The sequence below is a fragment of the Buchnera aphidicola (Kaburagia rhusicola ensigallis) genome (assembly GCA_039830025.1).
Taxonomy (GTDB): Bacteria; Pseudomonadota; Gammaproteobacteria; order Enterobacterales; family Enterobacteriaceae; genus Buchnera_B; species Buchnera_B aphidicola_AW.
On the sequence record CP140040.1, the window covers coordinates 590,275 to 617,138 of the forward strand.

21 protein-coding genes and 4 tRNA genes are annotated in these 26,864 nt (G+C 25.2%); 8 read left to right on the forward strand and 17 right to left on the reverse strand.

What is annotated here, in order from left to right; all coding sequences use genetic code 11:
* Nucleotides 1-2 precede the first annotated feature (2 nt).
* The gene (locus tag U0T55_02695) at nt 3-1,583 is read right to left on the reverse strand and encodes an anthranilate synthase component 1 (protein XBC42802.1); all 1,581 of its coding nucleotides are present in this window, start codon (nt 1,581-1,583) and stop codon (nt 3-5) included.
* Between the two features lie 580 nt (nt 1,584-2,163).
* Between U0T55_02695 and U0T55_02700 the strand changes: the two genes are divergently transcribed.
* The gene (locus U0T55_02700; protein ID XBC42803.1) at nt 2,164-2,913 is read left to right on the forward strand and encodes a ferredoxin--NADP(+) reductase; all 750 of its coding nucleotides are present in this window, start codon (nt 2,164-2,166) and stop codon (nt 2,911-2,913) included.
* Nucleotides 2,914-3,325: 412 nt separating this feature from the next.
* Nucleotides 3,326-3,766, forward strand: a complete 441-nt coding sequence (coaD, locus tag U0T55_02705; protein XBC43085.1) for a pantetheine-phosphate adenylyltransferase — start codon at nt 3,326-3,328, stop codon at nt 3,764-3,766.
* Between the two features lie 136 nt (nt 3,767-3,902).
* Here coaD and U0T55_02710 read toward each other — a convergent pair whose 3' ends face one another.
* From U0T55_02710 to dapF, 4 genes are all read right to left on the reverse strand, one after another.
* Nucleotides 3,903-5,075 carry a hypothetical protein gene (locus U0T55_02710; protein XBC42804.1) on the reverse strand — a complete coding sequence of 391 codons (1,173 nt, stop codon included), beginning with the start codon at nt 5,073-5,075 and terminating at the stop codon, nt 3,903-3,905.
* A 728-nt stretch (nt 5,076-5,803) separates the two neighbouring features.
* The gene (locus U0T55_02715; GenBank protein XBC42805.1) at nt 5,804-7,303 is read right to left on the reverse strand and encodes an inorganic phosphate transporter; all 1,500 of its coding nucleotides are present in this window, start codon (nt 7,301-7,303) and stop codon (nt 5,804-5,806) included.
* A gap of 213 nt (nt 7,304-7,516) precedes the next feature.
* Nucleotides 7,517-8,806 (reverse strand): MFS transporter, encoded by a 1,290-nt coding sequence (locus U0T55_02720; GenBank protein ID XBC42806.1) that lies wholly within the window; start codon nt 8,804-8,806, stop codon nt 7,517-7,519.
* Between the two features lie 229 nt (nt 8,807-9,035).
* Entirely contained in the window at nt 9,036-9,860 is an 825-nt protein-coding gene (gene dapF / locus U0T55_02725) for a diaminopimelate epimerase (GenBank protein ID XBC43086.1), read from the reverse strand.
* 255 nt (nt 9,861-10,115) lie between these two features.
* Between dapF and cyaY the strand changes: the two genes are divergently transcribed.
* Nucleotides 10,116-10,451: an iron donor protein CyaY gene (gene cyaY / locus U0T55_02730; protein ID XBC42807.1), complete on the forward strand. Its 336-nt coding sequence runs from the start codon at nt 10,116-10,118 to the stop codon at nt 10,449-10,451.
* A gap of 824 nt (nt 10,452-11,275) precedes the next feature.
* Here cyaY and U0T55_02735 read toward each other — a convergent pair.
* The 9 genes from U0T55_02735 to U0T55_02775 form a co-directional block, all read right to left on the reverse strand.
* A tRNA-Pro gene (locus U0T55_02735) sits at nt 11,276-11,349 on the reverse strand.
* A gap of 40 nt (nt 11,350-11,389) precedes the next feature.
* A tRNA-His gene (locus U0T55_02740) sits at nt 11,390-11,465 on the reverse strand.
* Between the two features lie 52 nt (nt 11,466-11,517).
* Nucleotides 11,518-11,591 (reverse strand) — tRNA-Arg (locus U0T55_02745).
* Nucleotides 11,592-11,880: 289 nt separating this feature from the next.
* A complete protein-coding gene (rho, locus tag U0T55_02750; GenBank protein ID XBC42808.1) occupies nt 11,881-13,140 on the reverse strand; it encodes a transcription termination factor Rho in 1,260 nt (419 codons plus the stop codon).
* 200 nt (nt 13,141-13,340) lie between these two features.
* Nucleotides 13,341-13,676, reverse strand: a complete 336-nt coding sequence (gene trxA / locus U0T55_02755; protein ID XBC42809.1) for a thioredoxin TrxA — start codon at nt 13,674-13,676, stop codon at nt 13,341-13,343.
* Nucleotides 13,677-13,766: 90 nt separating this feature from the next.
* Nucleotides 13,767-15,758 carry a 3'-5' exonuclease gene (locus U0T55_02760; protein XBC42810.1) on the reverse strand — a complete coding sequence of 664 codons (1,992 nt, stop codon included), beginning with the start codon at nt 15,756-15,758 and terminating at the stop codon, nt 13,767-13,769.
* 107 nt (nt 15,759-15,865) lie between these two features.
* Nucleotides 15,866-17,338: a ketol-acid reductoisomerase gene (gene ilvC, locus U0T55_02765; protein XBC42811.1), complete on the reverse strand. Its 1,473-nt coding sequence runs from the start codon at nt 17,336-17,338 to the stop codon at nt 15,866-15,868.
* 104 nt (nt 17,339-17,442) lie between these two features.
* A complete protein-coding gene (gene ilvD / locus U0T55_02770) occupies nt 17,443-19,278 on the reverse strand; it encodes a dihydroxy-acid dehydratase (GenBank protein XBC42812.1) in 1,836 nt (611 codons plus the stop codon).
* Nucleotides 19,279-19,605: 327 nt separating this feature from the next.
* A tRNA-Trp gene (locus U0T55_02775) sits at nt 19,606-19,678 on the reverse strand.
* A gap of 268 nt (nt 19,679-19,946) precedes the next feature.
* Between U0T55_02775 and U0T55_02780 the strand changes: the two genes are divergently transcribed.
* From U0T55_02780 to fdx, 5 genes are all read left to right on the forward strand, one after another.
* On the forward strand, nt 19,947-21,161 hold the full coding sequence (locus U0T55_02780; GenBank protein XBC42813.1) for an IscS subfamily cysteine desulfurase: 1,215 nt from the start codon (nt 19,947-19,949) through the stop codon (nt 21,159-21,161).
* A 30-nt stretch (nt 21,162-21,191) separates the two neighbouring features.
* Nucleotides 21,192-21,578: a Fe-S cluster assembly scaffold IscU gene (iscU, locus tag U0T55_02785; GenBank protein ID XBC42814.1), complete on the forward strand. Its 387-nt coding sequence runs from the start codon at nt 21,192-21,194 to the stop codon at nt 21,576-21,578.
* A gap of 115 nt (nt 21,579-21,693) precedes the next feature.
* Nucleotides 21,694-22,200: a Fe-S protein assembly co-chaperone HscB gene (hscB, locus tag U0T55_02790; GenBank protein XBC42815.1), complete on the forward strand. Its 507-nt coding sequence runs from the start codon at nt 21,694-21,696 to the stop codon at nt 22,198-22,200.
* Between the two features lie 27 nt (nt 22,201-22,227).
* Nucleotides 22,228-23,781 (forward strand): Fe-S protein assembly chaperone HscA, encoded by a 1,554-nt coding sequence (gene hscA / locus U0T55_02795; GenBank protein XBC42816.1) that lies wholly within the window; start codon nt 22,228-22,230, stop codon nt 23,779-23,781.
* A 42-nt stretch (nt 23,782-23,823) separates the two neighbouring features.
* Nucleotides 23,824-24,150 (forward strand): ISC system 2Fe-2S type ferredoxin, encoded by a 327-nt coding sequence (gene fdx, locus U0T55_02800; GenBank protein XBC42817.1) that lies wholly within the window; start codon nt 23,824-23,826, stop codon nt 24,148-24,150.
* 182 nt (nt 24,151-24,332) lie between these two features.
* Here the strand turns inward: fdx and der are convergent, their stop codons facing one another.
* The 3 genes from der to U0T55_02815 all read right to left on the reverse strand — a co-directional run bounded on the left by der (nt 24,333) and on the right by U0T55_02815 (nt 26,374).
* Nucleotides 24,333-25,457, reverse strand: a complete 1,125-nt coding sequence (gene der, locus U0T55_02805; protein XBC42818.1) for a ribosome biogenesis GTPase Der — start codon at nt 25,455-25,457, stop codon at nt 24,333-24,335.
* A gap of 47 nt (nt 25,458-25,504) precedes the next feature.
* The gene (locus tag U0T55_02810) at nt 25,505-25,705 is read right to left on the reverse strand and encodes a GTPase (GenBank protein XBC42819.1); all 201 of its coding nucleotides are present in this window, start codon (nt 25,703-25,705) and stop codon (nt 25,505-25,507) included.
* Nucleotides 25,706-25,768: 63 nt separating this feature from the next.
* Nucleotides 25,769-26,374 carry a tetratricopeptide repeat protein gene (locus tag U0T55_02815; protein XBC42820.1) on the reverse strand — a complete coding sequence of 202 codons (606 nt, stop codon included), beginning with the start codon at nt 26,372-26,374 and terminating at the stop codon, nt 25,769-25,771.
* Nucleotides 26,375-26,864: the final 490 nt, after the last annotated feature.

Below are 26,864 nucleotides of genomic sequence, written 5' to 3' on the forward strand. Positions count from 1 at the left end.
TATCAATACTCTATATGACAAGAGTGCGATTCAGCAATTGCTTGTAATACTGCTTGAGCTTTATTTTTACTTTCATCTACTTCTGATTTTGGTATAGAATCTAAAACTATTCCCGCTCCTACTTGAATAGTAGCAATATTATGTTCAACATATGCAGATCTAATTACAATGCATGTATCTAAAGACCCTGAAGCAGTAAAATATCCTATAGATCCTCCATAACTGCCTCTTTTTTCTCCTTCTACATTAGCAATTAATTCCATTGCTCGAATTTTAGGAGCACCGCTTAAAGTCCCCATGTTCATGCATGCTTGATATGCATGAAATGCATCTAAATTAGATCTTAGTCTTCCTACTACTCTAGAAACTAAGTGCATCACATGAGAATAGCGATCTACTTGGGTTAAATCTGCTACATAGCGAGTACCTGGATCACAAATTTTAGCTAAATCATTACGAGCTAAATCTACCAACATTAAATGTTCAGATAATTCTTTATGATTAGTACGCATTTCTAATTCTATTCTGCTATCTAAATCTAAATCTAAAGATCCATCTATTTTTCTCCCTCTTGGTCTAGTTCCTGCAATAGGATAAATCTCAATCTGTCTAGATGATTCATCATATTTTAAAGCGCTTTCTGGAGATGCTCCAAATAAAGTAAAATTAGTATCTCGCATGAAAAACATATATGGACTAGGATTATTCTTTTTCAATACATCGTAAGCAGCTAATGAATTAATACATGGTAAATAAAACCGTCTCGAAGGAACTACTTGAAAAACATCTCCAATCAATATTGATTTTTGCATGTTTTTAATAATATTACTATACTCTCGATCTGTTTTGTTATATTTTAAAACCATTTTTTTTAACATTACAGGTTTTAATAAATGCAAATATTGAGACAGTTGCTTTTTTACTTCTAATAATCTATATTTTAACCTACTCTTTTCAAAAATATCCATAGAAAATATACTAGCTTGTATATAACAAGTTTTTTTCTTATGATTTAAAACTAATAACGTTTCAGCTAAATAAAAACAAAAATCGGGACAAGATTGAGTTGTTTTTAATTTTGGTAATGACTCAAAATGAGATACTAAATCGTATGCAAATAAACCTCCAAAAAACATAGATTTAGAATCCATATTATTATTTGCAACACTTTTTATTAAAAACCGTATTGAATCTAATACAGATAATACATGTAATTTTTGATCTTCATCTATATTTTTTGGAATCTCAGGAAATTGCACTCTTAAACATTTTCTATAAGATAATATTTTTACTTCTTTTGGTAATAAAGATTTAAAAATAGGTAATAAATCCTCTCCATTTTTCGTTAATGCTTCTAATTTTACTATTTGGTTTAATGCTGAAATTCGTAAAGCAGAATCTATAATCATCATACTTTCTAAATTACGCCTTTTATTAATTTCAGCTGATTCTAAAAGTAATGTATTATTTTTTCCACGACAAATATGATGGAAAATAGCTGTTGGATTCGATTGGTACTGCGCTTCAACTTTCAAAACATCCATTTTATTAAGATGTTTATTTATTTTTTTATGTTGTTTCATATTATTTTACATCTATATTCAGTGTAAATATTTGCAAAACATTATGTTGCATTTCTATTACACTAATATAGTTATCTTATGATTATACAAAAAATTATAACACATGATCTATGACAACAATAAATTAGACTTATTTAAATATTTTAATGTTAAAATTGTTCAATATGATATTACATGATGTTATCAATTATTTTTACATATAATTTTATATATAACATTTAAAAACACCAAAATACTAAAAAATTTAATGTTGCGATATGTTTGATTAAATAAAATATATTTATAAATTTTAAACATAGAGAATAATAGTAATTATAAAATATGTTATCCTATTAATAAAATTAAAAAAAGAAATATTTTACTAGATACAAATATTTTTAAAATTATTACTTTTATTTTTTACATTGAATTACCAAACTTTCACTTATAATGATAAATATAATTTAAATCTATATTCAAAAAAATATAGTTTTATTGAGTCAATTAATTTTATATCTAATATATAAAATTAATTACCATTTGCGAATGATACGACACTTTATAAATCTATGTATAATAATATTAAATAGGGGCATATAATATGGACGATTGGACTACAGCTAAAATAATAAAAATTAAAAAATGGAACAATACTTTATTCAGTTTAGTTTTAAATGCATCTATTCATCCCTTTATTCCAGGACAATTCACTAGACTATTGTACATTCAAAAAAATGGAAAAAAAATTCAAAGAGCATATTCATATGTCAATGCGCCTGAAGATATTAATTTAGAATTCTATATAACACTGATACCACAAGGTCAATTAACTCCCAAGTTGCATTGCTTATCATACATGGATAAAATAATGATTAGAAAAACAGCACTAGGATTTTTTATTTTAAACGAAATCCCATGCTGTAAAAACCTATGGATGTTTGCTACTGGAACAGGAGTTGGTCCTTATCTTTCTATTTTAAAAAATAAAAAAAATACTAGCAAATTTAAAAATATTATACTCGTACATGCAGTACGATATTACAATGATTTAATATATTTACCTTTAATTAGCAAATTAAAAAAAAAATATGATGGAAAATTACATATACAAATAATTATAAGCCGAGAAATAACCAGTTTTTCGTTACATGGAAGAATTCCAAAATTACTAGAAAACAACATGCTAGAAAATAAACTAGGATTTAAAATTAACAAAAACACATGTCATGTGATGTTATGTGGAAATCCCAACATGGTAAAAGATACAAAAAAATTTCTTATAGAAAATAGAGAAATGAAAAAACATCTTCGAAAAAGTCCAGGTCAAATTACTAGCGAAAACTACTGGTAAAATATTATTCTATACTATATAAAAAATCTACCATACATGAAAATTAATGCAACCTTAATGTTTAAATTCATACCATAAAAAATTTTAAAAATACTATTTAAAAACTTATTTAAGCAATTTTTTATTTAAAATATCATTATACACATTTTTAAAGTTTGTAAATCATCAACTAAAAAGATTAAATACTATAATAAAATGATTAAAAATTATACATTAATAACAAATCGTACTCATTAAATACATTGATAATATTGATAAAAACTATCAATTAATTTTCTTATTATAATCATTTTTAAAGATGTATTTTAACATTTTATACACTAATAAAATAATCTATAAACATTGTAATCCATGAAAAAAAAAAGCAATTTATCCTGGCACATTCGATCCAATTACCTATGGTCATTTAGATATCCTAAAGAAAGCAACAAAAATATTTAATTTTATTATAGTTGCTGTTTTTGAAGATTCTGACAAACAAACCCTATTTAATATAAAAGAACGTATAAAATTAATAAAACAAGCTACTTACAAATTTAAAGATATCACAAAAATTATAAGTTTTAAAAGTCTACTGGTTCATATTACTCAAACTGAAAAAACAAATTATATAATCCGAGGAATTCGAACATCATTAGACTTTGAATATGAATTAAAAATGTTTACCATAAATAAAAAACTAGCTCCAAATTTAGAAAATATTTTATTTTTTCCATCTCCAAAATTCGCTTGTATTTCTTCATCATTAATAAAAGAAATCGTTAAATACGGGGGAAATGCAAAAGATTATATTCCAAAACTAGTACAAAATGCTTTATTAAAAAAGTACAAAAAAGTAAAATATTATAAATAAATACTATTTTTGATTACACATCACGTATAAAACTAAAATATAATAAAAATGGAGTATATAAATTAAAGACATTTTATATACTCCAACACTTTAAAAACATAACAACATATCTGAATAGATACTTATTTACTAAACATTACATTAAAAAATACGCATATTCTATATCTGAAATTTTATCTTTAGATAAAATTGTTGATGCTTGTAATCCAAAGGAATCATGCATATTTCCATCTATCTTATGACTTGAATCTAACTTTGATTTACTAGTAGCAACAAGTTGAAATGTCCCATCATTTAATTCATCAATAACATAAGACGTTTTTACATCTTGCACTTTTAAATCAGCTAATTCTGGACGTATAGAAAACAGTTCAGTATATGGTTTAGAAAACAAATCTTTATTAGAATATGCAGAAATTAATTGTCTTGATTCTAAGTTAGGAACTGCATATTTAAAATTATTTAACATTTCTTCTGGAGAATAATTAGAAATTTGTTGTCCATTAACTTGTAATACAGAATCATCACCTTCAAAAAGAAAACTATCATTTAATTGAGAAGTTTGTCGCAATTGATTAAAATAATTTTGAAATTTATTTCCTAAAAATATTTGATCCTTGCCATCGCTGGTTTTATTTAAAGCATACCAATAAGGTTTTTTAAAATTTTCACTTTCTATTTTTTCGTTAACTTGAGTAGAACTATCTGCTACAGGTATACTATTAGATTGAATTTCAGAATCATCTGAACTAGAAGTCAAACTATTATACAAATCAGTAACAGTAGATATTACACTTTTTCCAAAATCTACAGAAGTGTTAAATACAGACTCACTGGTATTTTTTATAAATTTAACAGTTGCATTAAAAGCCTGTTCTCCAGTATCATATATTAATGCGCAAGTATCTGATACTGAACTTAATATTGAATCAAAAAAATTCGATAAAGGAGTAAAATTAAATTGTAACATACTTGGCAAAACAAAATCTGGCGTAATTCTTTTGACAAAGGCAAAAGCAGGAACAAGAAATGAAGCAAAACCTTTTAATTGATCTGTTTTTTGTGAATCTTCATTTATTAATGAAAAATCACGGATCATGGTAGCATCCATTGGAAAATCTATAATTTGACTATTAGAAGCATCAGGATACGTGACATTAACGTCGTCCTGATAAGAAGATAATTGCACTATATCGTTTTGTTTAGAAGGAAAATAAACAGCATTTTTATTTTTTGAAATATCTTGAGGGTGTGTGTTTTTATTCACATTTACAGATTGTACACTATCTACAACTGACATTGATGACATAATATTACGTCCTCTAACTCTTTTTATTAGTTACTTTTACTTTAATTTAATTTTTTAGTCAAGTTTTGTATTAAACTTTATTGAAAATATTTAAAAAATAAAAATAACTAACCGTTTTAAACACATTAACTTTTTAAAATTTACTTAAAACCTTAAAAAAATCTCATTTTTCATTAACTATTATTTTAAGGTATGCATTTATATATGATAATACATTTAATTGTATCTATTAATATTCTATTTATTTGATCAAAATTTAAACTATTAATTCAAGACGAAAAACAAGAATTCAAAATGTTAAATATTATGTTAAAAATATATTTTATAATATATTATGAATTTGACCGTATCATAAATTAACTTAATAATATTATATATTTATGATAACAATAAAATAGAAACGTAATAAACTTTGAGAAATTGGTATCTAGTAAATTATTGTACTAAAATAAATTAAATTTTAAAAATATAAAAAATTAATTCATTATATAAATAAAAATTTTAAAACGTCAACAAATTATTAAATCAAAAGTCTTTAAATACTAAATATTAAAAAATGTAATAAAAAGTCTTATTAGATCGTTAACATTATACACCTATTTCTGCATAATAATACATTTTTATTAAAAAATTTAATTATTACAGACTGTCAGATAAACATTAAAATTTCAACGTTTATCTGAAATTAAACAGTGGTAACATGCATTATTATACTGATTTTATAAATTTTAACTAATAAATTTTAAACTAATCCAATATAAACTACTAGACAATATCATAGAAATAGGAAAAGTTAATATCCAAGCAACAATAATATTTTTTATAGTACGCATTTGTACTTCATCTCCATTAATCAATATAGTTCCAGTAATAGACGAAGAAACAATATGAGTAGTTGAAACCGGGATTCCAGTATAACTAGCTGTACCTATAGAAATAGCAGATGTTAATTGAGATGCCATAGCTTGTGCATATGTCATATTTTTCTTTCCAATTTTTTCTCCAAATGTCATTGCTATTCTTCTCCACCCTATAACAGTTCCAATAGACAATGATAATGCTACCAATACAATTATCCATATAGGAGCATATTCAATAGTATATGACAAATCTTTTTTCAAATTATTTAAAAAACGTTTGTCGTTGGATTTAATCATAAAATCTTGATTAACTATATCTATAAATTCAGTAATATAAAGTAATGACTGACGTAATCTATAACGTTGATCGATATTTAATTCTGTATAACTTGATTTGCCTTGCAATAAATTATATGTATAATGACAAATTTCTAATATTTTTTCATCAGAAGATCGTTTAAAAGACGTTAATTTAATATCTGTTGCGCGTTGAGACATAATATCTATACTTTTTTGTAAACTAAATTTATTATGCATATAATATTTTTTTAAATTTAAAACAGAACTTTTAGTTTGATGGATATCGCATTGCGATGCATTTAAATTTACAAAATATTCAGATGGAAAAAGACATATTAAAACTAACATAATTAATCCAATTCCTTTTTGACCGTCATTTGCTCCATGCGAATAACTAACTCCTATTGAAGATAAAATTAATACAGTTTTAACTAAAAATGGAGGACTAACATGTTGATGATACTGATCATAACTATTTTGAATTGTATTAGTAGTATAATAACAACTATTATTGTTACTAATCTTCCAAAAACGTTGAAAAAGTAAAACTAAAATTCCAGAAAATACTAGACCTAATATTGGAGAAATGATCAAAGATAAAAATACATTTAATAATTTACTAAAATTAAAAGAGTTAATAATAGAAAAATGATTACTTATAGCATAAGTAATGTTAATTCCAATAATGGTTCCAATCAATGTATGAGAACTAGAAGTAGGTAAATAAAAAAACCACGTACATAAATTCCATAACATAGCAGCAAATAAAATAGAAAAAATAGCTTTTAAACCATGTAACGAATTAATATTTAATAATAAGTCAATAGAGAGAAGATGTACGATAGTATAAGCAACACTCAATCCTCCAAACATGACTCCTAAAAAATTAAAAATTCCAGAAACTATAACAGCTAACTCTGAACTAAGTGTATGAGTATAAATTATAGTAGCTATGGCATTAGCAGAATCATGAAAACCATTAATTACTTCATATGATAAAATCATTAAAAAAGCAATAATTATTAAAAAATTACTATTATAATTCGAATAAGAAAACAGAAAAGACATAATCCTTAAACCATTTTTAAAGATATAGATTTAATTCATTATCTGCGAGAAATCTAGATAGAGAAAGAGATAATTATATACAATCAAAATAAATGTAAATATTATATAAAAATAATGACATTAATTACAAAATAAACGTTGTATTATTTCATAAATACCTTATAAAAAATATTTTATAAATATTAATAATTTAATAAAGTTAGTTTGAAAATACTATTGTTTTCTTATATTGTAAGTTATACTATTTAATCGTATTGCTAATATGATTCCAATACATAAAGCAATAATAACAAAAACTGAAATTCCTATCCATTTTCCCATTATCCAAAACATGCCACTAATTGTACCTAAAACACTAGATCCTAAATAATATGAAAACAAATAAATAGATGAAGTATAACCCTTATTGTTATTTCCATGTTGTCCTATCCACGTACTAGTCACGGAATGTGCTGCAAAAAATCCAGCTGCAAAAAATATTAAGCCTAATACAACTAAAATTATTTCATTCCATTGCGAAATTAAAATACCGATAATCATCATGATTAAAGATGATATTAGCATGATACCTTTAGTATATTTTTTAATAAGAATACCTGCTTTAGGAGAACTGTATACACCTATTAAATAAATAATTGATAACATACCTATCGTATTATGATCTACATAAAATGGTTTGGACAACAATCTATATCCAATATAATTAAAAATTGTAATAAAACTACCCATTAAAAGAAACCCCATCATAAATAATTTAGATAAAACAGGGTTTTTCCATTGTAATATAAAATGAGTAAAAATCTTTCGGGGATGTAACGAAACAGAACGAAAATTTTCTGAATGTGGTAATAAATATATAAAAAAAACTGAAAAAATAAACGCTAAAATACTAATCCACTCTAATGCTAATCTCCATGAAAAACTTTCTGCTAAAAAACTACTCAAAAATCTACCAAAAAAACCACCAATAGTATTTCCACTAATATATAATCCCATAGAAAACGATAAAGTACTTGGATGTATTTCTTCGCTGAGATATGTCATAGCTACAGCTGCTACACCGCTTAATGCTAACCCTGTTAGGGCTCTCATAAATATAATATTTTCCCAACTACTCATTTGAGAACAACAAAAAGTAAAAAAAGTTGCCAGTAATAAAGAGATAGACATAACTTTCTTTCTGCCTATTCTATCTGATAATGGACCTGTAAATAACATACCTATTGCCATCATAGCAGTAGAAGATGATAACGACAAACTACTTTCTGCAGGGGTTAAAGAAAAACTCTTAGAGAATAAAAATAAAATAGGCTGCACACAATATAAAATAGAAAATGTTGCAAAACCTGCTAAAAAAAAAGAAATTGTTACTTCTATAAACTTTTTTGTACCTTTTTCTATATAATATTTATTATCATTTATACTTTCTTGAATTTGCATATCTTTATATTTACTAATATGACGTTGATTCTTTAAAATCAATTTTTTATTTAAAAAATGCAAAATATATTCCTTTTTAAGGATACAATTCTTAATCAAATATTTTAAATATATTTAGAAATATTATATTTAAAATTTTTATATCATCTAAAAGAAATATTGTATATATCGAGTCTTTCTTGGTAATTATACTATACTTCTCCATTTGAAAAATTTTTACACTAACATATAAAAAAGAAATGTACATCATGCATATTAATAAAAATATATTATTTAAAAATCTATAGTAACATCATAAACAAAAATATCCATCATACACATGCGTAGCTGAACCTATCATATATAAATGCTCTAAATGTCCATTCCAATATATTTTCAATTGCCCACCCAATAAATCTACTTGAACTTTTCTAGACAATATTTTTTCCTTAATTCCTACTGCAACAGCAGCACAAGCACCACTACCGCATGATCGTGTTTCCCCTACTCCTCTTTCGTAAACTCGAAGCAAGATTTGTGTTGTTGATACAATTTCCATAAAACCAACATTTACTCCTTCAGGAAACAATTTATGAATACTCAGAATAGAACCAACTTCTTTTACTGGATAATTTGTAACGTCTTTTACAATAATAATACAATGAGGGTTACCCATTGAAGCAATATAATATTTTATTGTTTTCCCTAAAATTAAAGTAGAAAAATAATTTTTAATACTAAATCCTAAATAAGGTATATATTGTGGTTTAAATAATGGAACACCCATATCTACGCACACTTGTTGATTTTTTAATATACGTAAAATCATTATCCTAGTGTTAGTACTAACACAAATTATTTTCTTCTTAACAATTTTATTTAATATTAAAAATAACGCCAAGCATCGAGCACCATTTCCGCATTGCGATACCTCCATTCCATTTGCATTAAAAATACGATAATGAAAATCCGTTTTTTCTTTTATAGGGGATTCTAACATTAATAATTGATCAAAACCAATTCCTGTACGTCGATGGGATAAACATTGTATAATTTGAGGCGTAAAATATAAATTACCCACAATATTATTTAAAACTATAAAATCATTTTCCAATCCATGCATTTTAGAAAAATTTATCCGCATTTTTTTTTAGATAACATCATTGTATTTATTCCTATTTTCAATATAATAAATTGTACTATTTTAACAATATAATTCAATTATAATTTATTTGAAAGTACTATACGTTTTAAATAACATTATAAAACGTTTTATTTTTTATATTAACTACATCAAGTGAAAACATTTTCCTTGTATATTATTTATAATAATACTATTGTTATATTTCATACAAATTTTTAAAAAACTATAATGAAAAAAGAAACATATATGATGAACAATTTTAACTTTCATAAATTAACTGATCAACTATTTCTTTCGATAGAATACAATATTGATAATTATAGAGGAAAATCAGACATTGATTATGAAAAAAATTATAATGTAATAACAATAACTTTTGAAAATAAAAAAAGAATTATTATTAATAAACAAGAACCATTACACCAAGTTTGGTTAGCTACACACGATTTAGGATACCATTTTGAATACAAAAAACCTCAATGGATATGTAATCGTACTCAACAAGAATTCTGGTATGTTTTAGGAAAATCGTGTTCAAATCAAACCCATGAAAACATTAAATTTTCCAATTTAAACGTACGATAAGACATTAATAAATTCTTTCATAACTAAATAAAAAACTATTTTAAACAACGATATGCTACTAAACCACTTCAAAACTATCAATACATCTTTAAAAATACATACTTGCATAAAACACTAAACGATATAAAAAATTACTAAAAAATATATCTTAAAAATTTTTTAGTAAAAATTTATTAAATATAAATTAGAAAAATTTAATATTTAAATGAATATCCATACGTATTAAAGCAAATTTTCTATTAATCTTAATTTAAAAGGCGATTATAATAGTACAACTACAATCTTGTATAGCTAAATTCAAAAAAATAAAATTTCAAAAATATAACACACATTACATAAAGTACTAATTAATACTTATATAAATTATTGCTGTAATAATAAACATCATTTAGCATAAATTCAATAATCAAAAAAAATTCTTTAAAAATTTTATCCAAAAAAATAAGCAATATTTATTAAATTATAAATGTTACAAAAAATTAAAAAATGAACTACATTCATAAAATTTTATTTAAAATAAGCATTAGATACATTTTTTGCAAATCTTAAAAAGCAAAATAAAAAAATTAATTAACTATCTAAAAATATTGTATAATAAAATAATTATTCATAATCGTAATAAGTCATTATAGTTCTTTTTGTAATTCAAAAAATAATAAAATAAAAATTGAAATAATCTCAAATATATTAAATATAGAAATATAAAGAACGCGTAAAAAATGCACACATTGCAAACTCAATAAAAGTTCAAAAAAAAATAAATAACCAATTATTAATAATTAATTATTTATTACTGAAATAATACTATTCTAAAAAAATAAACTTCGGTGAGAGAGGATTTGAACCTCTGACCTACTGGTCCCAAACCAGTTGCGCTACCAAACTGCGCTACTCACCGAGATAAATGTTTTTGAACAAAAAACTAATAAAATATTAAATGGGGTGACCAATGGGATTCGAACCCATGACATCTGGAATCACAATCCAGGACTCTACCAACTGAGCTATGGCCACCATAATAGATGTAAAGTAAATAAAAAATATTACAAAATTTAAAATCAATATTTGCGTTCGACAGGATTTGAACCTGAGACCTCTACCTTCGGAGGGTAGCGCTCTATCCAACTGAGCTACGAACGCTTCTTGTTTATAATGTAAAGTATTATTTTATGCTATAAATATTTTATTTATTTACAATCTAGATTTTTAAACTAACATATTTTATTGCATATTTCAATCAATTTAAAATTATTTAAATCTATAAATATATCGAAAAAATTGAATATAAAAAATTATCTATTATAATGATATTTTTTATATTCAATTTATAAATCTAAATAATGATTCTAAAATAACCTAATTTTAAATATCAATTGATAGCATTTAATTCATGATTACTAAAAAATAACATTAACAGTTACTAAAAAAATTAAGAACGTTTCATCATATCAAAAAATTCATTATTAGTTTTAGTCATTGCCAACTTGTCTATTAAGAACTCCATAGCGTCAATTTCACTCATAGGATGGATTATTTTTCGCAAAATCCACATCTTTTGTAATTCATCAGGTTGAGTCAATAATTCTTCTTTTCTCGTTCCTGATCTATTATAATCAATTGCTGGAAAAACACGTTTTTCTGCTATTTTTCTTGATAAAGGTAGTTCCATATTTCCTGTTCCTTTAAATTCTTCATAAATCACTTCATCCATTTTTGAACCCGTATCGATTAATGCTGTTGCTATGATAGTTAAACTACCTCCTTCTTCTACATTACGCGCAGCACCAAAAAAACGCTTAGGTCTATGCAAAGCATTTGCATCTACTCCACCTGTTAATACTTTACCTGATGCTGGTACTACAGTATTATAAGCTCTAGCCAATCTTGTAATAGAATCTAACAATATAATAACATCTTTTCTATGTTCTACCAATCTTTTTGCTTTTTCAATTACCATTTCTGCCACTTGCACATGTCTAGAAGCTGGTTCATCAAATGTAGAAGCAACTACTTCTCCTTTAACTAATCTACACATTTCAGTTACTTCTTCTGGTCTTTCATCTATAAGCAAAACCATTAAAACACAATCAGGATGATTGTAAGCAATACTTTGCGCTATATTTTGTAAAAGCATTGTTTTACCAGCTTTAGGAGGGGCTACAATCAAACCTCTTTGTCCTCTTCCAATAGGAGATGCTAAATCTAATACTCGTGCGGTTAAATCTTCAGTAGAACCATTACCCCTTTCCATTCGCAAACGAGAATTAGCATGCAAAGGAGTTAAATTTTCAAATAAAATTTTACTCCTAGCATTTTCAGGTTTATCATAATTTACTTTATTAACTTTCAATAATGCAAAATATCTTTCACCTTCTTTTGGAGGACGAATTTTACCAGAAATAGTATCACCTGTTCGTAAATTAAATCTCCGAATTTGACTAGGAGAAACATAAATGTCATCAGGACCTGCTAAATACGAACTATCAGAAGAACGCAAAAAACCAAATCCATCTTGTAAAATTTCTAAAACACCGTCTCCAAATATATCTTCTCCACTTTTTGCATGTTGTTTTAATATGGAAAAAATAATATCTTGTTTTCTCATACGTGCTAAATTTTCCAATCCTGCATTATCACCAAGAATGATTAATTCAGAAACTGGTATATTTTTTAATGCAGTAAGATTCATAATGATAGGTTCTTAGTAAAATCAGAATCGATTTCGAAATGATATTTGACATATAGAATAAAACAAATAAAATAACCCATATAGAACTAATTTGTTGTTTACAATATTTCAAAATTAAGCAACATTTAATACTACCATACTGGTAGTATTAAATCTATAAGTTTTAAAAAATTTTAATATTTAAAATAAGAATACGAATTTTATGTGTGTTTTAAATTAGTATCCAAAAAATCTTTTAACTGACTTTTAGACAAAGAACCAATTTTAGTAGCTATTAATTTACCTTTTTGAAATAACAATAATGCAGGAATTCCTCTAATTGAATATTTAGGCGCAATATTAGGATTAGCATCAATATCTATTTTTGCAATAATTAAATTCTGATTATATTCTATAGATATTTCTTCTAAAATAGGAGATAATATTTTGCACGGATGGCACCAATTCGCCCAAAAATCAACTAATACTGTCTTATTAGATTCCAAAACTTTTTCATTAAAGTTTTCATCATTTAAATTAATTATATTTCCTTTCATAATGATCCTTAACAAAAAATAATTAGTTATACATAAAATTATCTATATTAAAAAATACATATTAAAAATAACTGCATAAATTACATACATTTATTCTAAACGTTTACGTATATTTTTAATACAAAAAACATTTTTATTATGAAAATTTCTAATATTATCTTTAACTGGATTTATTGTCCAAAATACATCGTTTTTTGGCAATTCTAACAAAAACCGACTAGGAGAAGTATAAATTGTTTCTCCATACTGATAACGCGTTTCAGAATAACTAAGAAACAGTTCTTTTTTAGCTCTAGTAATACCAACATACATTAATCGTCGTTCTTCATCTATATTGTTGCTTACAGAACTTTTATGGGGCAAAACTCCCTCTTCCATTCCTACTATAAATACATAAGCAAACTCCAATCCTTTAGAAGCATGCAACGTCATTAATTGAACTTTATCGCCATTACGATTTTTATCTTCCAACTCATTGTGAAGAATAAATTGAGTTAAAATTTCTGAAAGAGCATGAGATTTATCTGGATTTTTGTGTTTCTTTATTAACTCAACCATCCAATTCAACAACATATGCATATTTTTTATGCTAATTTCATACAATTTTAAACTTTTCACAGTTTTAAATAGCCATGTATCATATTCTATATTAGAAACAAGATTATTCAACATAACTATAGGTTGGGTATAAATATCTTCTGTCAATGTTTTGATTAAAAACAAAAATTTTTGTAGCGCATCAAAACTGCGAGGTGTTAAAATAAACTGTAAACCGAAGTCACTACTGGAATAAAACAAACTTTGTTTTCTCTTTTTACTCCATTCTTTTAATTTATTTAAAGTAATGATACCTATCCCTCTAGGGGGTTTATTTATTATTTTTAAAAAAGCTATATCATCATTTGGATTAAGTATTAATTTTAAATATGCTAATAAATCTTTAATTTCAGGACGAGAAAAAAAGGATGAACTAGTTACAATATTATATGGAATTTTAAAATTTATTAATGTTTTTTCAAATATTTTAACTTGATAATTATTTCGATATAATATGGCATAATCTTGGTATTTATTTGTATTAAGATACTTATGAGCTAATATTCTTCTTAGTACTAATTTAGCTTCTTCTTCTTCATTTTTAGCAGATATTATATTTACAATAGATCCATATTCTAAGTTAGAAAATAATTTTTTTTCAAAAATATGTGGATTTTTTTTTATTAAATAGTTTGCAATTTTTAAAATTCTACCGGAAGAACGATAATTATGTTCTAATTTTATTATACGTAATTTTGGATAATCTGTTTTTAATAATAAAAAGTTATGTACTCTAGCTCCTCTCCAAGAATAAATAGATTGATCGTCATCACCTACTAAAGTAAAATTTGGACAATTAATGTTTAACAACTTTATTAATTCATATTGAATACTATTAGTATCTTGATATTCATCAACTAATAAATATTGAATTTTTTTTTCCCATTTCTGTTGTAAAAATGTTTTACTTTTTAACAACAATGTAGGCAAAAAAAGTAAATCATCAAAATCTAATGTATTACATGACTTGAGATATAATTCATATAATTCATAATAAGATGCATAATCTTTTTCCAAATCAGATTGCGCATTAATTTTTGCGTTATAAGAATCCATCAATTTATTTTTCCAACTAGAAATAGCAAAACGAACTGTTTTTAAAAATGTCTTATCTTTTTTTTTCGTAATATTTTTTAATACAGATATTTGATCTTGTTCGTCAAAGATAGAAAAATTAGATTGAATATTTAGATAATTACGTTCACATTTAATAATATTTAATCCTAACGCATGAAATGTTGAAACAGTAAGTTGCTTTACAACATGAGAAGCTAATTGATTAGTAATTCTATTTTTCATTTCATTTGCAGCTTTATTAGTAAAGGTGATAGCAAAAATATTTTTTGGATTAAAATGACATTTATCAACTAAGTGAATAATTTTTTTTATAATTACTTGTGTTTTTCCTGATCCTGCTCCAGCTAATATTAAACAAGGACCTGAAATGTAATGAACAGCTTTATTTTGGTTTATATTTAAATCCATAGAAAATTTATAACGTTACATTTAATCTAAAATTACCATACAGCAATATTATTTTTTATTTTAAAATTTTATACTCATAATACAAAATTCGAAAAATATCATGTTTATTAACTGATTTTAATAGGTTTCATATCAGTCATATATTGCCTCAATTTTTTACCAACTAACTCTATAGGATGATTTCTAACATCATTGTTTATCTTGTTTAAGACTAAATTGTCCACTTTTGCATCAAAAATTTTTTTTCCAAGATCACCTGGTTGTAGTTCATTTACAAATTCTTTTAATAAAGGCATAGCTGTATTCGCAAAAAGATAACTTCCATACTCAGCAGTATCAGAAATGACTAAATTCATTTCATAAAGACGTTTTCGAGAAATAGTATTAGCTATTAACGGCAATTCATGCAAAGATTCATAATATGCTGATTCTTCCTTAATTCCTGATTCAATCATAACTTCAAATGACAATTCAATACCAGCCTTTAATACCGCAACCATCAATAACCCATGATCAAAATATTCTTGTTCTAGTATATTACTATAATACGTATTGCATTTCTCGAAATCAGTATTTCGTGTCTCTAATCTCCATTCTTTCAATTTTTTATCATTATTTTCCCAATCATTCATCATGCATTTAGAAAATTCGCCTGAAATAATATCATCCATATGCTTTCTAAATAAAGAAGCAAACATGCGTTTTAATTGCGTAGATAGAACACATGCTCTAATTTTCGCAGTATTAGACAACCTGTCTAGCATTAATGTAATTCCACCGTGTTTAAGTGATTCAGTAATAACTTCCCATCCTGATTGCACTAATTTTCCTGCATAATTTGAATTAATATTTTGAGAAACAAGATATTCATAAAAAACTAAAGAACTAGCTTGTAACATCCCACATAAAATAGTCTGCTCACCCATTAAATCTGATTTCACTTCTGCTACAAAAGAAGAGTGTAAAATGCCTGCGCGATGACTACCAATAGAAATAGCCCAAGATTTTGCAATATCAAGTCCAATTTGAAATGGATCATTTTCAGAATGCACAGCAATCAAAGCAGGCACGCCGAAACCTCGCATATATTCTTGTCTTACTTCTGTTCCTGGACATTTCGGAGCAACCATAATTACTGTAATATCGCTTCGTATAGATTGACCCATCTCAACGATATTAAATCCATGAGAATAACCAAGAACAGCGTTTTTTTTCATAAACTTTTGCAACAATGTTACTACTTGTTTATGTTGTTTATCAGGAGTTAAATTTATAACTAAATCTGCTGTAGGAATAATATCTTCATATGTACCTACAAAAAACCCATGAGTAGTAGCATTCATCCAAGACTGATTTTTTTCTAAAATAGAAGTATGCCGTAATGCAAAAGAAACATGTAGACCTGAATCTCGCATATTTAAACCTTGATTTAAACCTTGCGAACCACATCCGACAATAACGATATTTTTATTTTTTAAAACGTTGCTTTTTTCAGAAAAAAAACGTTTTTCTATCAATTGACATTGTTGCAGATTACTTAATTTTTGACGAAAATTAAGTAAATTGAAATAATTTTTCATAAAAAATCCATTATTTAATAAAATAAAAAAAATTACACATGTAAGAAACTAAAAAATTTCGTTATACTAAAAAATAATTAACTCAAAAAAAATAAATTTAAAAATTATATTTTTCTAATCGCACCCTGATCTGCACTTGTAGCAAACAATGCATACATTTTCAATGCAGACGATATATAACGTTTCCGAAATTTAGGAGTATAAGATGATTGCTTTCTTTTACATTCTTTTTCTGTTCTCAATGATAGTTCATCTTGAGTAATATTCAAATGTATAACACGACGAGGTATATCAATATCAATAACATCATTATTTTCAATTAAAGCAATATTTCCCTTACTAGCTGCTTCAGGAGAAATATGTCCTATAGATAAGCCAGAAGTACCTCCAGAGAATCGACCATCTGTTATTAAAGCACAACATTCATGTAAACCCATTGCCTTTAAATAAGTAGTAGGATACAACATTTCTTGCATACCAGGGCCTCCTTTTGGACCTTCATAACGTATAACAATGACACTACCTTTTTTAATTTTTCCTTTTAGAATTGCTGTTACTGCATCTTCTTGACTTTCAAATACGATTGCATTACCTCTAAACACTAAATTTTGTTTTTTAACTCCAGCAGTTTTAACAACACAACCATTTTTTGCAATATTACCATATAATATAGCTAATCCTCCATCATGACTAAAAGCAAACTGATAAGATCGAATACATCCATATTGACGATCTTTATCTAGTGATTTCCATTTATATGCTTGAGTAAATGGTTGCACTGTTTTTTTTCCAAAAGGGCCTGCATGAAACATATCTATAACATTTTTATCTTTTGTTGTTAAAATATCATATTTGTTTAATGTTTCTTCCAAATTTAATCCAAGTATATTGTATGTATTTTTATTTAATAAACAAATACGATTTAATTCTGCAAGTAAACCCATTACTCCACCAGAACGATGAAAATCTTCCATATGATATATAGGACTATTTGGAGCTATTTTGCATAAATGAGGAGTTTTTCTAGATAAAACGTCAACATCTGACATTCTAAAGTTAATTTTCCCTTCTTGAGCGGCTGCTAACAAATGTAATATAGTATTCGTGGATCCACCCATAGCAATATCTAAAGTCATAGCATTTAAAAAAGCTTCTTTTGAAGCTATATTTCGAGGTAACACATTTTGATTATTATGCTCATAATACTCTTTAGTTATTTTAACGATTAATTTTCCTGATTCAATAAACAATTTTTTTCTATCTATATGTGTTGCTAATAATGTACCATTACCAGGTAACGATAAACCTAGTACTTCCGTAAGACAATTCATAGAATTAGCAGTAAATAGACCAGAACAAGAACCACAAGTAGGACAAGCAGAATGCTCGATTTCATTAACTAAATCATCTGAAATATCTGGGTTAGCACTATGTACAATAGCATCTATTAAATCCAATTTTTTAACTTTTCCTTTTATATTAATTCGTCCAGACTCCATTGGTCCACCAGAAATAAATACAGATGGAATATTTAAACGCATAGCTGCCATCAACATACCTGGAGTAATTTTATCACAATTTGAAATACATATCATAGCGTCTGCACAATGCGCATTAATCATATATTCTACAGAATCTGCTATTAATTCGCGAGATGGAAGAGAATACAACATTCCGGAATGTCCCATAGCAATTCCATCATCTATAGCAATAGTATTAAATTCTTTAGCCACTCCTCCTTCTGCATGAATTTCATTAGAAACAAGTTTACCTAACGTTCGTAAATGAATATGTCCAGGAACAAATTCAGTAAAAGAATTCACAACTGCAATAATAGGCTTACTAAAATCTAAATCAGTCATGCCTGTAGCTCTCCATAATGATCTCGCTCCCGACATATTGCGTCCTTGAGTAGTTGTTGAAGAACGATACTTTGGCATAATTGTTTGTTCCTTTACAAAATAGTTTTTTAAAAATTGCAAATGATTATCTTAAATTTCTTATAATAAATGTATGTATAAAAATACATTTATTATAAGAAATATAAAAAATCATATCTTAACAATAATGTTTAAAAAGTAGATATAAAATATTCAAAATAGATAGACAATATTTTCGCAAATCTGATGCAAAATATCATTGATAAATACATTAAGAAAAATATCACTTTAAAAAAATGAAAAAAATATTTTTAAAAATATTGTCAAGTAATATTTCAGTTAAAACTCATCATGATGATTTATAAAAAATGTTTGAATAACTATTTTCAGGGGTGAAGGGAATCGAACCCATAACTTTCGGTTTTGGAGACCGATGCTCTACCAATTGAACTACACCCCTAAATTAATATGTTAAAATTATTACAATAACTAAAAAATGTTTTATGAAATATTAGTATACTATTAAATACAATTCAAGTCTAGAATCAACCTATTTTGATAGGTTAGCATTTGCTACTATCAAATTCACTAATTATTTATTTTTAATATGTTCTTTATTATTAAAAATATCTAGAATATTTTTTGTAATTAAAAAAACTTAACTAAAATATTAATTATCAAAAAACCAATAGATATAATTTAATATTTATAACAATAGGTAATATGTAATGAAACTTCCAATTTACTTAGACTATGCAGCAACTACACCAATGGAATTCCAAGTAATGGAAACAATGATGAGATTTTTAACATTAAACGGTACATTTGGAAATCCAGCGTCTCGCTCACATCAATTTGGATGGAAAGCAGAAGAAGCAGTTGACATTGCAAGAAACCAAATTGCTGAGTTAATTAATGCAGACTTTAGAGAAATAATTTTTACATCAGGTGCTACTGAATCAAACAATTTAGCTATTAAAGGTATCGCAGATTTCTATAAAACAAAAGGAAATCACATTATCACTAGCAAAACAGAACACAAAGCAGTACTAGATCCTTGTAAATATTTAGAAAGTAAAGGATTTAATGTAACATATCTTAGTCCACTAAAAAGTGGGACGATTGACTTAAAAGAACTAAAAGAAAAAATTAATAAAAAAACTATACTTGTTTCTATTATGCATGTAAATAATGAAACAGGTGTAATACAAGATATACAAAACATATCTGATATTTGTGCTCATCATGGAGTAATATTCCATGTAGACGCTACCCAAAGTATAGGCAAGTTACATATCGATCTTAAAAAATTAAAAATAGATTTAATGTCATTTTCTGCACACAAAATATATGGCCCTAAAGGTATTGGAGGACTATATGTTCGACGAAAACCACGCGTACGATTGTCTGCGCAAATTCATGGAGGAGGGCATGAAAAAGGTATGAGATCAGGAACTCTACCTGTACATCAAATTGCAGGTATGGGTATGGCATATTACCTTGCAAAAAAAAACATTAATAATGATTATAAAAATTTAACAAACCTTCGGAACTATTTATGGAATGGCTTAAAAAACATTGAAGAAGTATATTTAAATAGCAGCATGAAACATGGAGCTCCACATATATTGAATATTAGTTTTAATTATGTAGAAGGTGAATCTTTGATTATGGCATTAAAAAATATAGCAATATCATCAGGTTCTGCGTGCACATCTGCAAGTTTAGAACCGTCATACGTTTTGCGAGCTTTAGGTATAAAAGATGAATTAGCTCATAGTTCTATTCGCTTTTCAATTGGACGTTTTACCACCAAACAAGAAATAAATTATACTATTCAAACGGTACACAAAGCTATTAATCGCTTGAGAAATTTATCACCACTATGGGAAATGTTTAAGTCTGGAATTAATTTAGATTCTGTAAATTGGACACATAATTAATTTTAATTATTTAAAAATAGGAAAAATAAAATGGCGTATAGTAAAAAAGTACTAGATCACTATGAAAATCCACGAAACGTAGGTTCATTTTCAAATTCAGATCCTAATATAGGAAGTGGTTTAGTAGGAGCTCCAGCATGTGGAGACGTTATGAAATTACAAATAAAAGTAGATGAAAACGAAATTATCAAAGATGCTTGTTTTAAAACTTATGGATGCGGATCTGCAATAGCTTCTAGTTCTTTAATAACAGAATGGATTATAGGAAAATCATTATCAGAAGCTTCGCGTATAAAAAACACTAATATTGCAAAAGAACTAGATTTACCTCCAGTGAAAATACATTGTTCTATTTTAGCTGAAGATGCAATTAAAGCAGCTATTGCTGATTACCGAGACAAGAAAACAAATAAATAATTTCATAAAAACTACCTAAAATAAACTTAAAAAATAAAACGTGTTGAAAATTTCAAATTCATTTCAACACGTTTAAAAGAAATCAACAACAAACATATTTAAATGGAACAAATATATGAATTATTTTCAATTGTTCAATATTTCTCAAGAATTTAAAATTGACATAAAAAACCTTTTATTAAAATTTTATGAATTACAAGAAAAATATCATCCCGACGCACAATATAATAATTCTACACATAAACATAAAAACTATTTAAACAAATCTATGCATATTAATAAAGGTTACCATATTCTTAAAGATCCATTAAAAAGAGCTGAATATTTATTATTTTTAAACTCATATAATTTCAAAAAGGAACAAAAAAACTTATCTCAAAACATTTTTCTTAATGAACAACTAAAATTGTATGAAAAATTAGATACGATAAAAAAAACAAAAAAGAAAAAAGCAGAGTTACATTATCTTTCTAATATAATTGAACATAAAAAAAAACATTATTTATTAGAATTAGAGTTAATGTTCAATGAAAAAAAATGGAAACTAGCAGGAATAACATTATATAAACTGCTATTTTATAAAAAATTTGAAAATAAACTAAACGAACTGAAATATGAGTAAATAACTACAAACTAAAAAGGAAAAATTATGATTACAATTAGAAATTGTAATAAAAATTCAAGAATAAATATAGATAATAGTACTATGTCATTTGGTATTGATTTCGGTACTACGTACTCCTTAATAGCAACTACTATATTGGATGATATAATTATTATTTCTGACGAAAAAAACCGTGTTCTTTTACCTTCAATAGTCAACTATAATGATGTTAAACCTATTGTTGGATGGGAAGCTCAAAAAATGATTATAAGTGATCCTATAAATACAATTACTTCAATAAAACGTTTAATTGGACGCCCGCTAAAAGAAATCAAAACACTATATCCTTATTTGCCATATAATTTTAAAAATGATAAAAATAATATAGTTTCATTTATCATAAATAATACTATAATAAAAACTGTTGACGTATCTAGCCAAATTTTCAAAACATTAAAGAAACGTATAAATTCTATATTTAATAAGCAAATTAGCGGAATAGTGATTACTGTACCAGCTCATTTTAATGATATACAAAGACAAGAAATAAAAACATCAGCACAATTAGCGCATTTAAATGTATTACGTTTATTAAACGAACCTACTGCAGCTGCAATTGCTTATGGATTGCATTTGAACAAAAAAGGAACTATCGCAATATATGATCTTGGAGGAGGCACGTTTGATATTTCCATACTTAACTTAAATGAAAATATCTTTGAAGTGTTATCCACTTCTGGAAATACTAATTTGGGAGGAGAAGATATTGACTATGCATTATTGAATTACATTAAAAATAAAATAATATCATTTCATTCAGAAGATATATCCTTGAATAAAGAACTACTACATCTCGCTCAATCTATTAAAATTCAATTAAGTTCCAAACATTATGTTACTGCTACATTTAAATCACATAATTTTTGTATTACTCGAATGGAATTCAATAATATAATTCAACCTATAGTCTTAAAAACATTAGCTATTTGTAAACATACATTAAAAGCAGCTAATACTCTCGTTGAGAATATCGATCACATTATTTTAGTAGGAGGATCTACTTATATTCCCACAATAAGACAACATGTCATGAAATATTTTAAAAAAACTCCTTTATTTTCAATTAATCCAGATCAAGTTGTGGCAATAGGAGCTGCTATTCAAGCTAATATGTTAACTCAAAAAAACAAAAAAAATAATGTTATATTATTAGACGTAGTTCCTTTATCATTAGGAATTGAAGTAATGGGAAATGTAGTTGAAAAAATCATTTTTAAAAATACTAAAATTCCCATATCACAAACTCGAGAATTCACTACTTTTAAGGATAAACAAAAATCCATATTAATTCATATTTTACAAGGTGAAAAAAATTTAGTCAAAGACTGTGAGTCTTTATCAAAATTTGTATTAACTGGAATTCCAGAAAAACCTGCTGGAAAAATAATTATCATTGTAAAATTTCAAATAGATGTCGATGGACTACTATCAGTAACAGCCAAAATAAAATCAACAAACATTGAAAAAAATATATTAATAAAGTCTACCTATGGATTAAATAAATCTCCAGTATTTAACATAACAAAAACAATAACTTAAAATAAAAAATATTTTTTAAAAATATAACTATATAACTATAATATGCCAAAAATCACATTTTTACCTCATAAAATATTGCTACCAAAAGGTGGAGTTTTTCACGCTAAAAAAGGAGAAACTATTTTAGATATTGCATTAAGAAATAACATCAACATTGAACATGCCTGTAATAAAGCATGTGTATGCACTACATGCCATTGTTTTATAAAAAAAGGATATTTTTCTTTATCAATCTGTCAAGAAGAAGAAGAAGATATACTTGATAAAGCATGGGGGGTTCAATTGGATAGTCGACTTAGTTGTCAAGCTAAAATCATGAATCAAGATGTAGAAATTGAAATTCCTGTATATACTATAAATCAATTTTAATATTTTATTAAAAGCTGTTATATCATTGCAATATATGTTCATAACATTAATTATGAAACTTTTTGAATAAAATATAGTTATTTGTTATAATATAATTTAATTTCATTTAAAAAGTTATGAAAAAATTTAGATTATTAATTGCAAAAACATATTCCACAAAATCTAATATATCTTATAAAAATTTACTTTAAGAAAGAACTGCTATTATTTTTAAAATAGAAATGTATAGGATTACCTATTAAATTTAGTTCTTTTTTAAAATAATTAGAAATATATTTCTTATAAACGCATGATAAATAATTTAATTTTTTTCCATGAATAATAATAGTTAATGGATTTTGCTTTCCTACATGCGCATATTTTAACTTAATTTTATTACCTTTAACAATAGGAGGTTGATGTTTCTCTACAGCTAATTTCATAATTTCAGTTAACGTTGAAGTACTTAATTTTTTCATAGAACTATGAAATACTTGGTTTATTAATGTAAAAATTTTATTCACTCCTAATCCATTCATAGCAGAAATAAAATGAACCATTCCAATATTCATAATCTTTAATTTTTTAGATTTGACAAGATTTTTTCTATCATATTTAGACAATTGATCGCATTTATTAAATATTATTATAATTCCACATCCATAATTAATAATGTAATTAAACAATATTATATCTTGATCTGATATAACATCTGTAGCATCCAACATAAGTATAACAACGTTAGAAAATTTAATAGAATTTAATGATTTTTTAACTGAAAATTGTTCTATAAAATCGGTAACTTTATTTTTTCTTCTAATTCCTGCTGTATCAGCAAAAATATAGTTATATTTTTTGTATACAACATTACTCCAAATGCTATCTCTAGTAGTTCCAGGTTGATCATCAATAATCATTCTATTCGTATTAAGTAGCTTATTTACTAAAGTAGATTTCCCTACATTAGGTTTTCCAACAATAGCAATTTTTATAATATTAAAATTATTACTTAATGCTATATTTTCTTTTCTTTTCTCTAAAAAATAAGAATCTAAAGCAATTACTTTATTTTTTTTAAAAGAGCCACTCAATAAACGTAAAAAATGATCTTGAACTAAATTTTTAATTCCTATTCCATTAGTAGCTGAAATAGCATGAATATTAGAAAATCCTAATGAATAGAACTCTAATTTTACTAAATCAAAATTTAATCCATCTATTTTATTAACTACAACTAACACATCTTTTTTATATCTTCTGATTTTTTTTGCAATATTTAAATCTTCATGGACTAATCCATCTCTGGCATCAACTATAAAACAAATCAAATGTGCTTCTTCAAGAGAAAATAAAACTTGTTCAAATATTTTTTTATCTATATTTTTTTTTTATCATTTATCCCAGCTGTATCAATAACAGAAATTACATTATTCTGAATTCTTAAATATCCATATTTTCGATCTCGAGTTAATTCTGGAACATTGGATACCAATGCATCTTTTGAACAAGTTAACTTATTGAACAAAGTAGACTTTCCAACATTAGTTCTTCCAACTAACACAACTAAAGGAACCATAACACATTACCTCTTAAACGTTACAAAGTGAAAAATATTATTATTTATCTAAAATAGTTTTTACTAATACTCATTTTTAATTCTATTTAACTTCATACTAATTATTTCTTTTAGTTCCAAATCACTTTGAAAATCTAAACTTTTTTTCCATGATAAAAAAGCCATTTTTTTATTATTTAATAAAAAAAACATATCTCCTTTAAGATCGTTTTTGAAACTTTCCCAGGAACTATCTGAAACTAAATTGATAATTTTTATAGCTTGTGTGTTATGAAATAATTGAAATTTTATCCTAGAAATATTCAATATCATCATATTAAAAATATTAACATCAGGCGTATATTTTAAACTTTTTTTCAATATTAATAAAGCACTATTTAAATCATTTTTATACACATACATTTTAGATAATTGTAAGGCAGCTAAAGATCCATCAATACTATTTTTATTGTTTTGAATAAATTTAATAAATTTAACAATTGAACTTGGATCACTAATATTATTTTGTTGAATAATACTTTCATAATTGTCTAAATAAATAGAACTTTCAGAATATACTTTTTTGAAGTAAAAAATTATCAATATAAGAACTAGAAATAAAAAAAATATACTAATTTTTTGAATATAATTAAGACCATAATTAATTTCTATATCTTTTCTTTTAAACATATTAAAACTTCTTCAGTATTAAGAAAACATTAAACTATAAAATTTTTAATTAAAAATATCAACACTTTAAAATAAATTCTAGTTTTTAAAAAAATGACTTATGAATTAAACATGCAAAATTAATAGTATATATAAATATATTTATATATACATGTATACATGTACTTAAATATGTAAGACATATTTAAGTACATGTATACTTAAACATATAAATATATACTTAAATATATAAATATATACTACTTAAATATATAAATATATACTTAAATATATAAATATATACTTAAATATATAAATATATACTTAAATATATAAATATATACTTAAATATATAAATATATACTTAAATATATAAATATATACTTAAATATATAAATATATACTTAAATATATAAATATATACTTAAATATATAAATATATACTTAAATATATAAATATATACTTAAATACATGTAATTTTGCATTAAACATTTTAATTAGGAAATATTA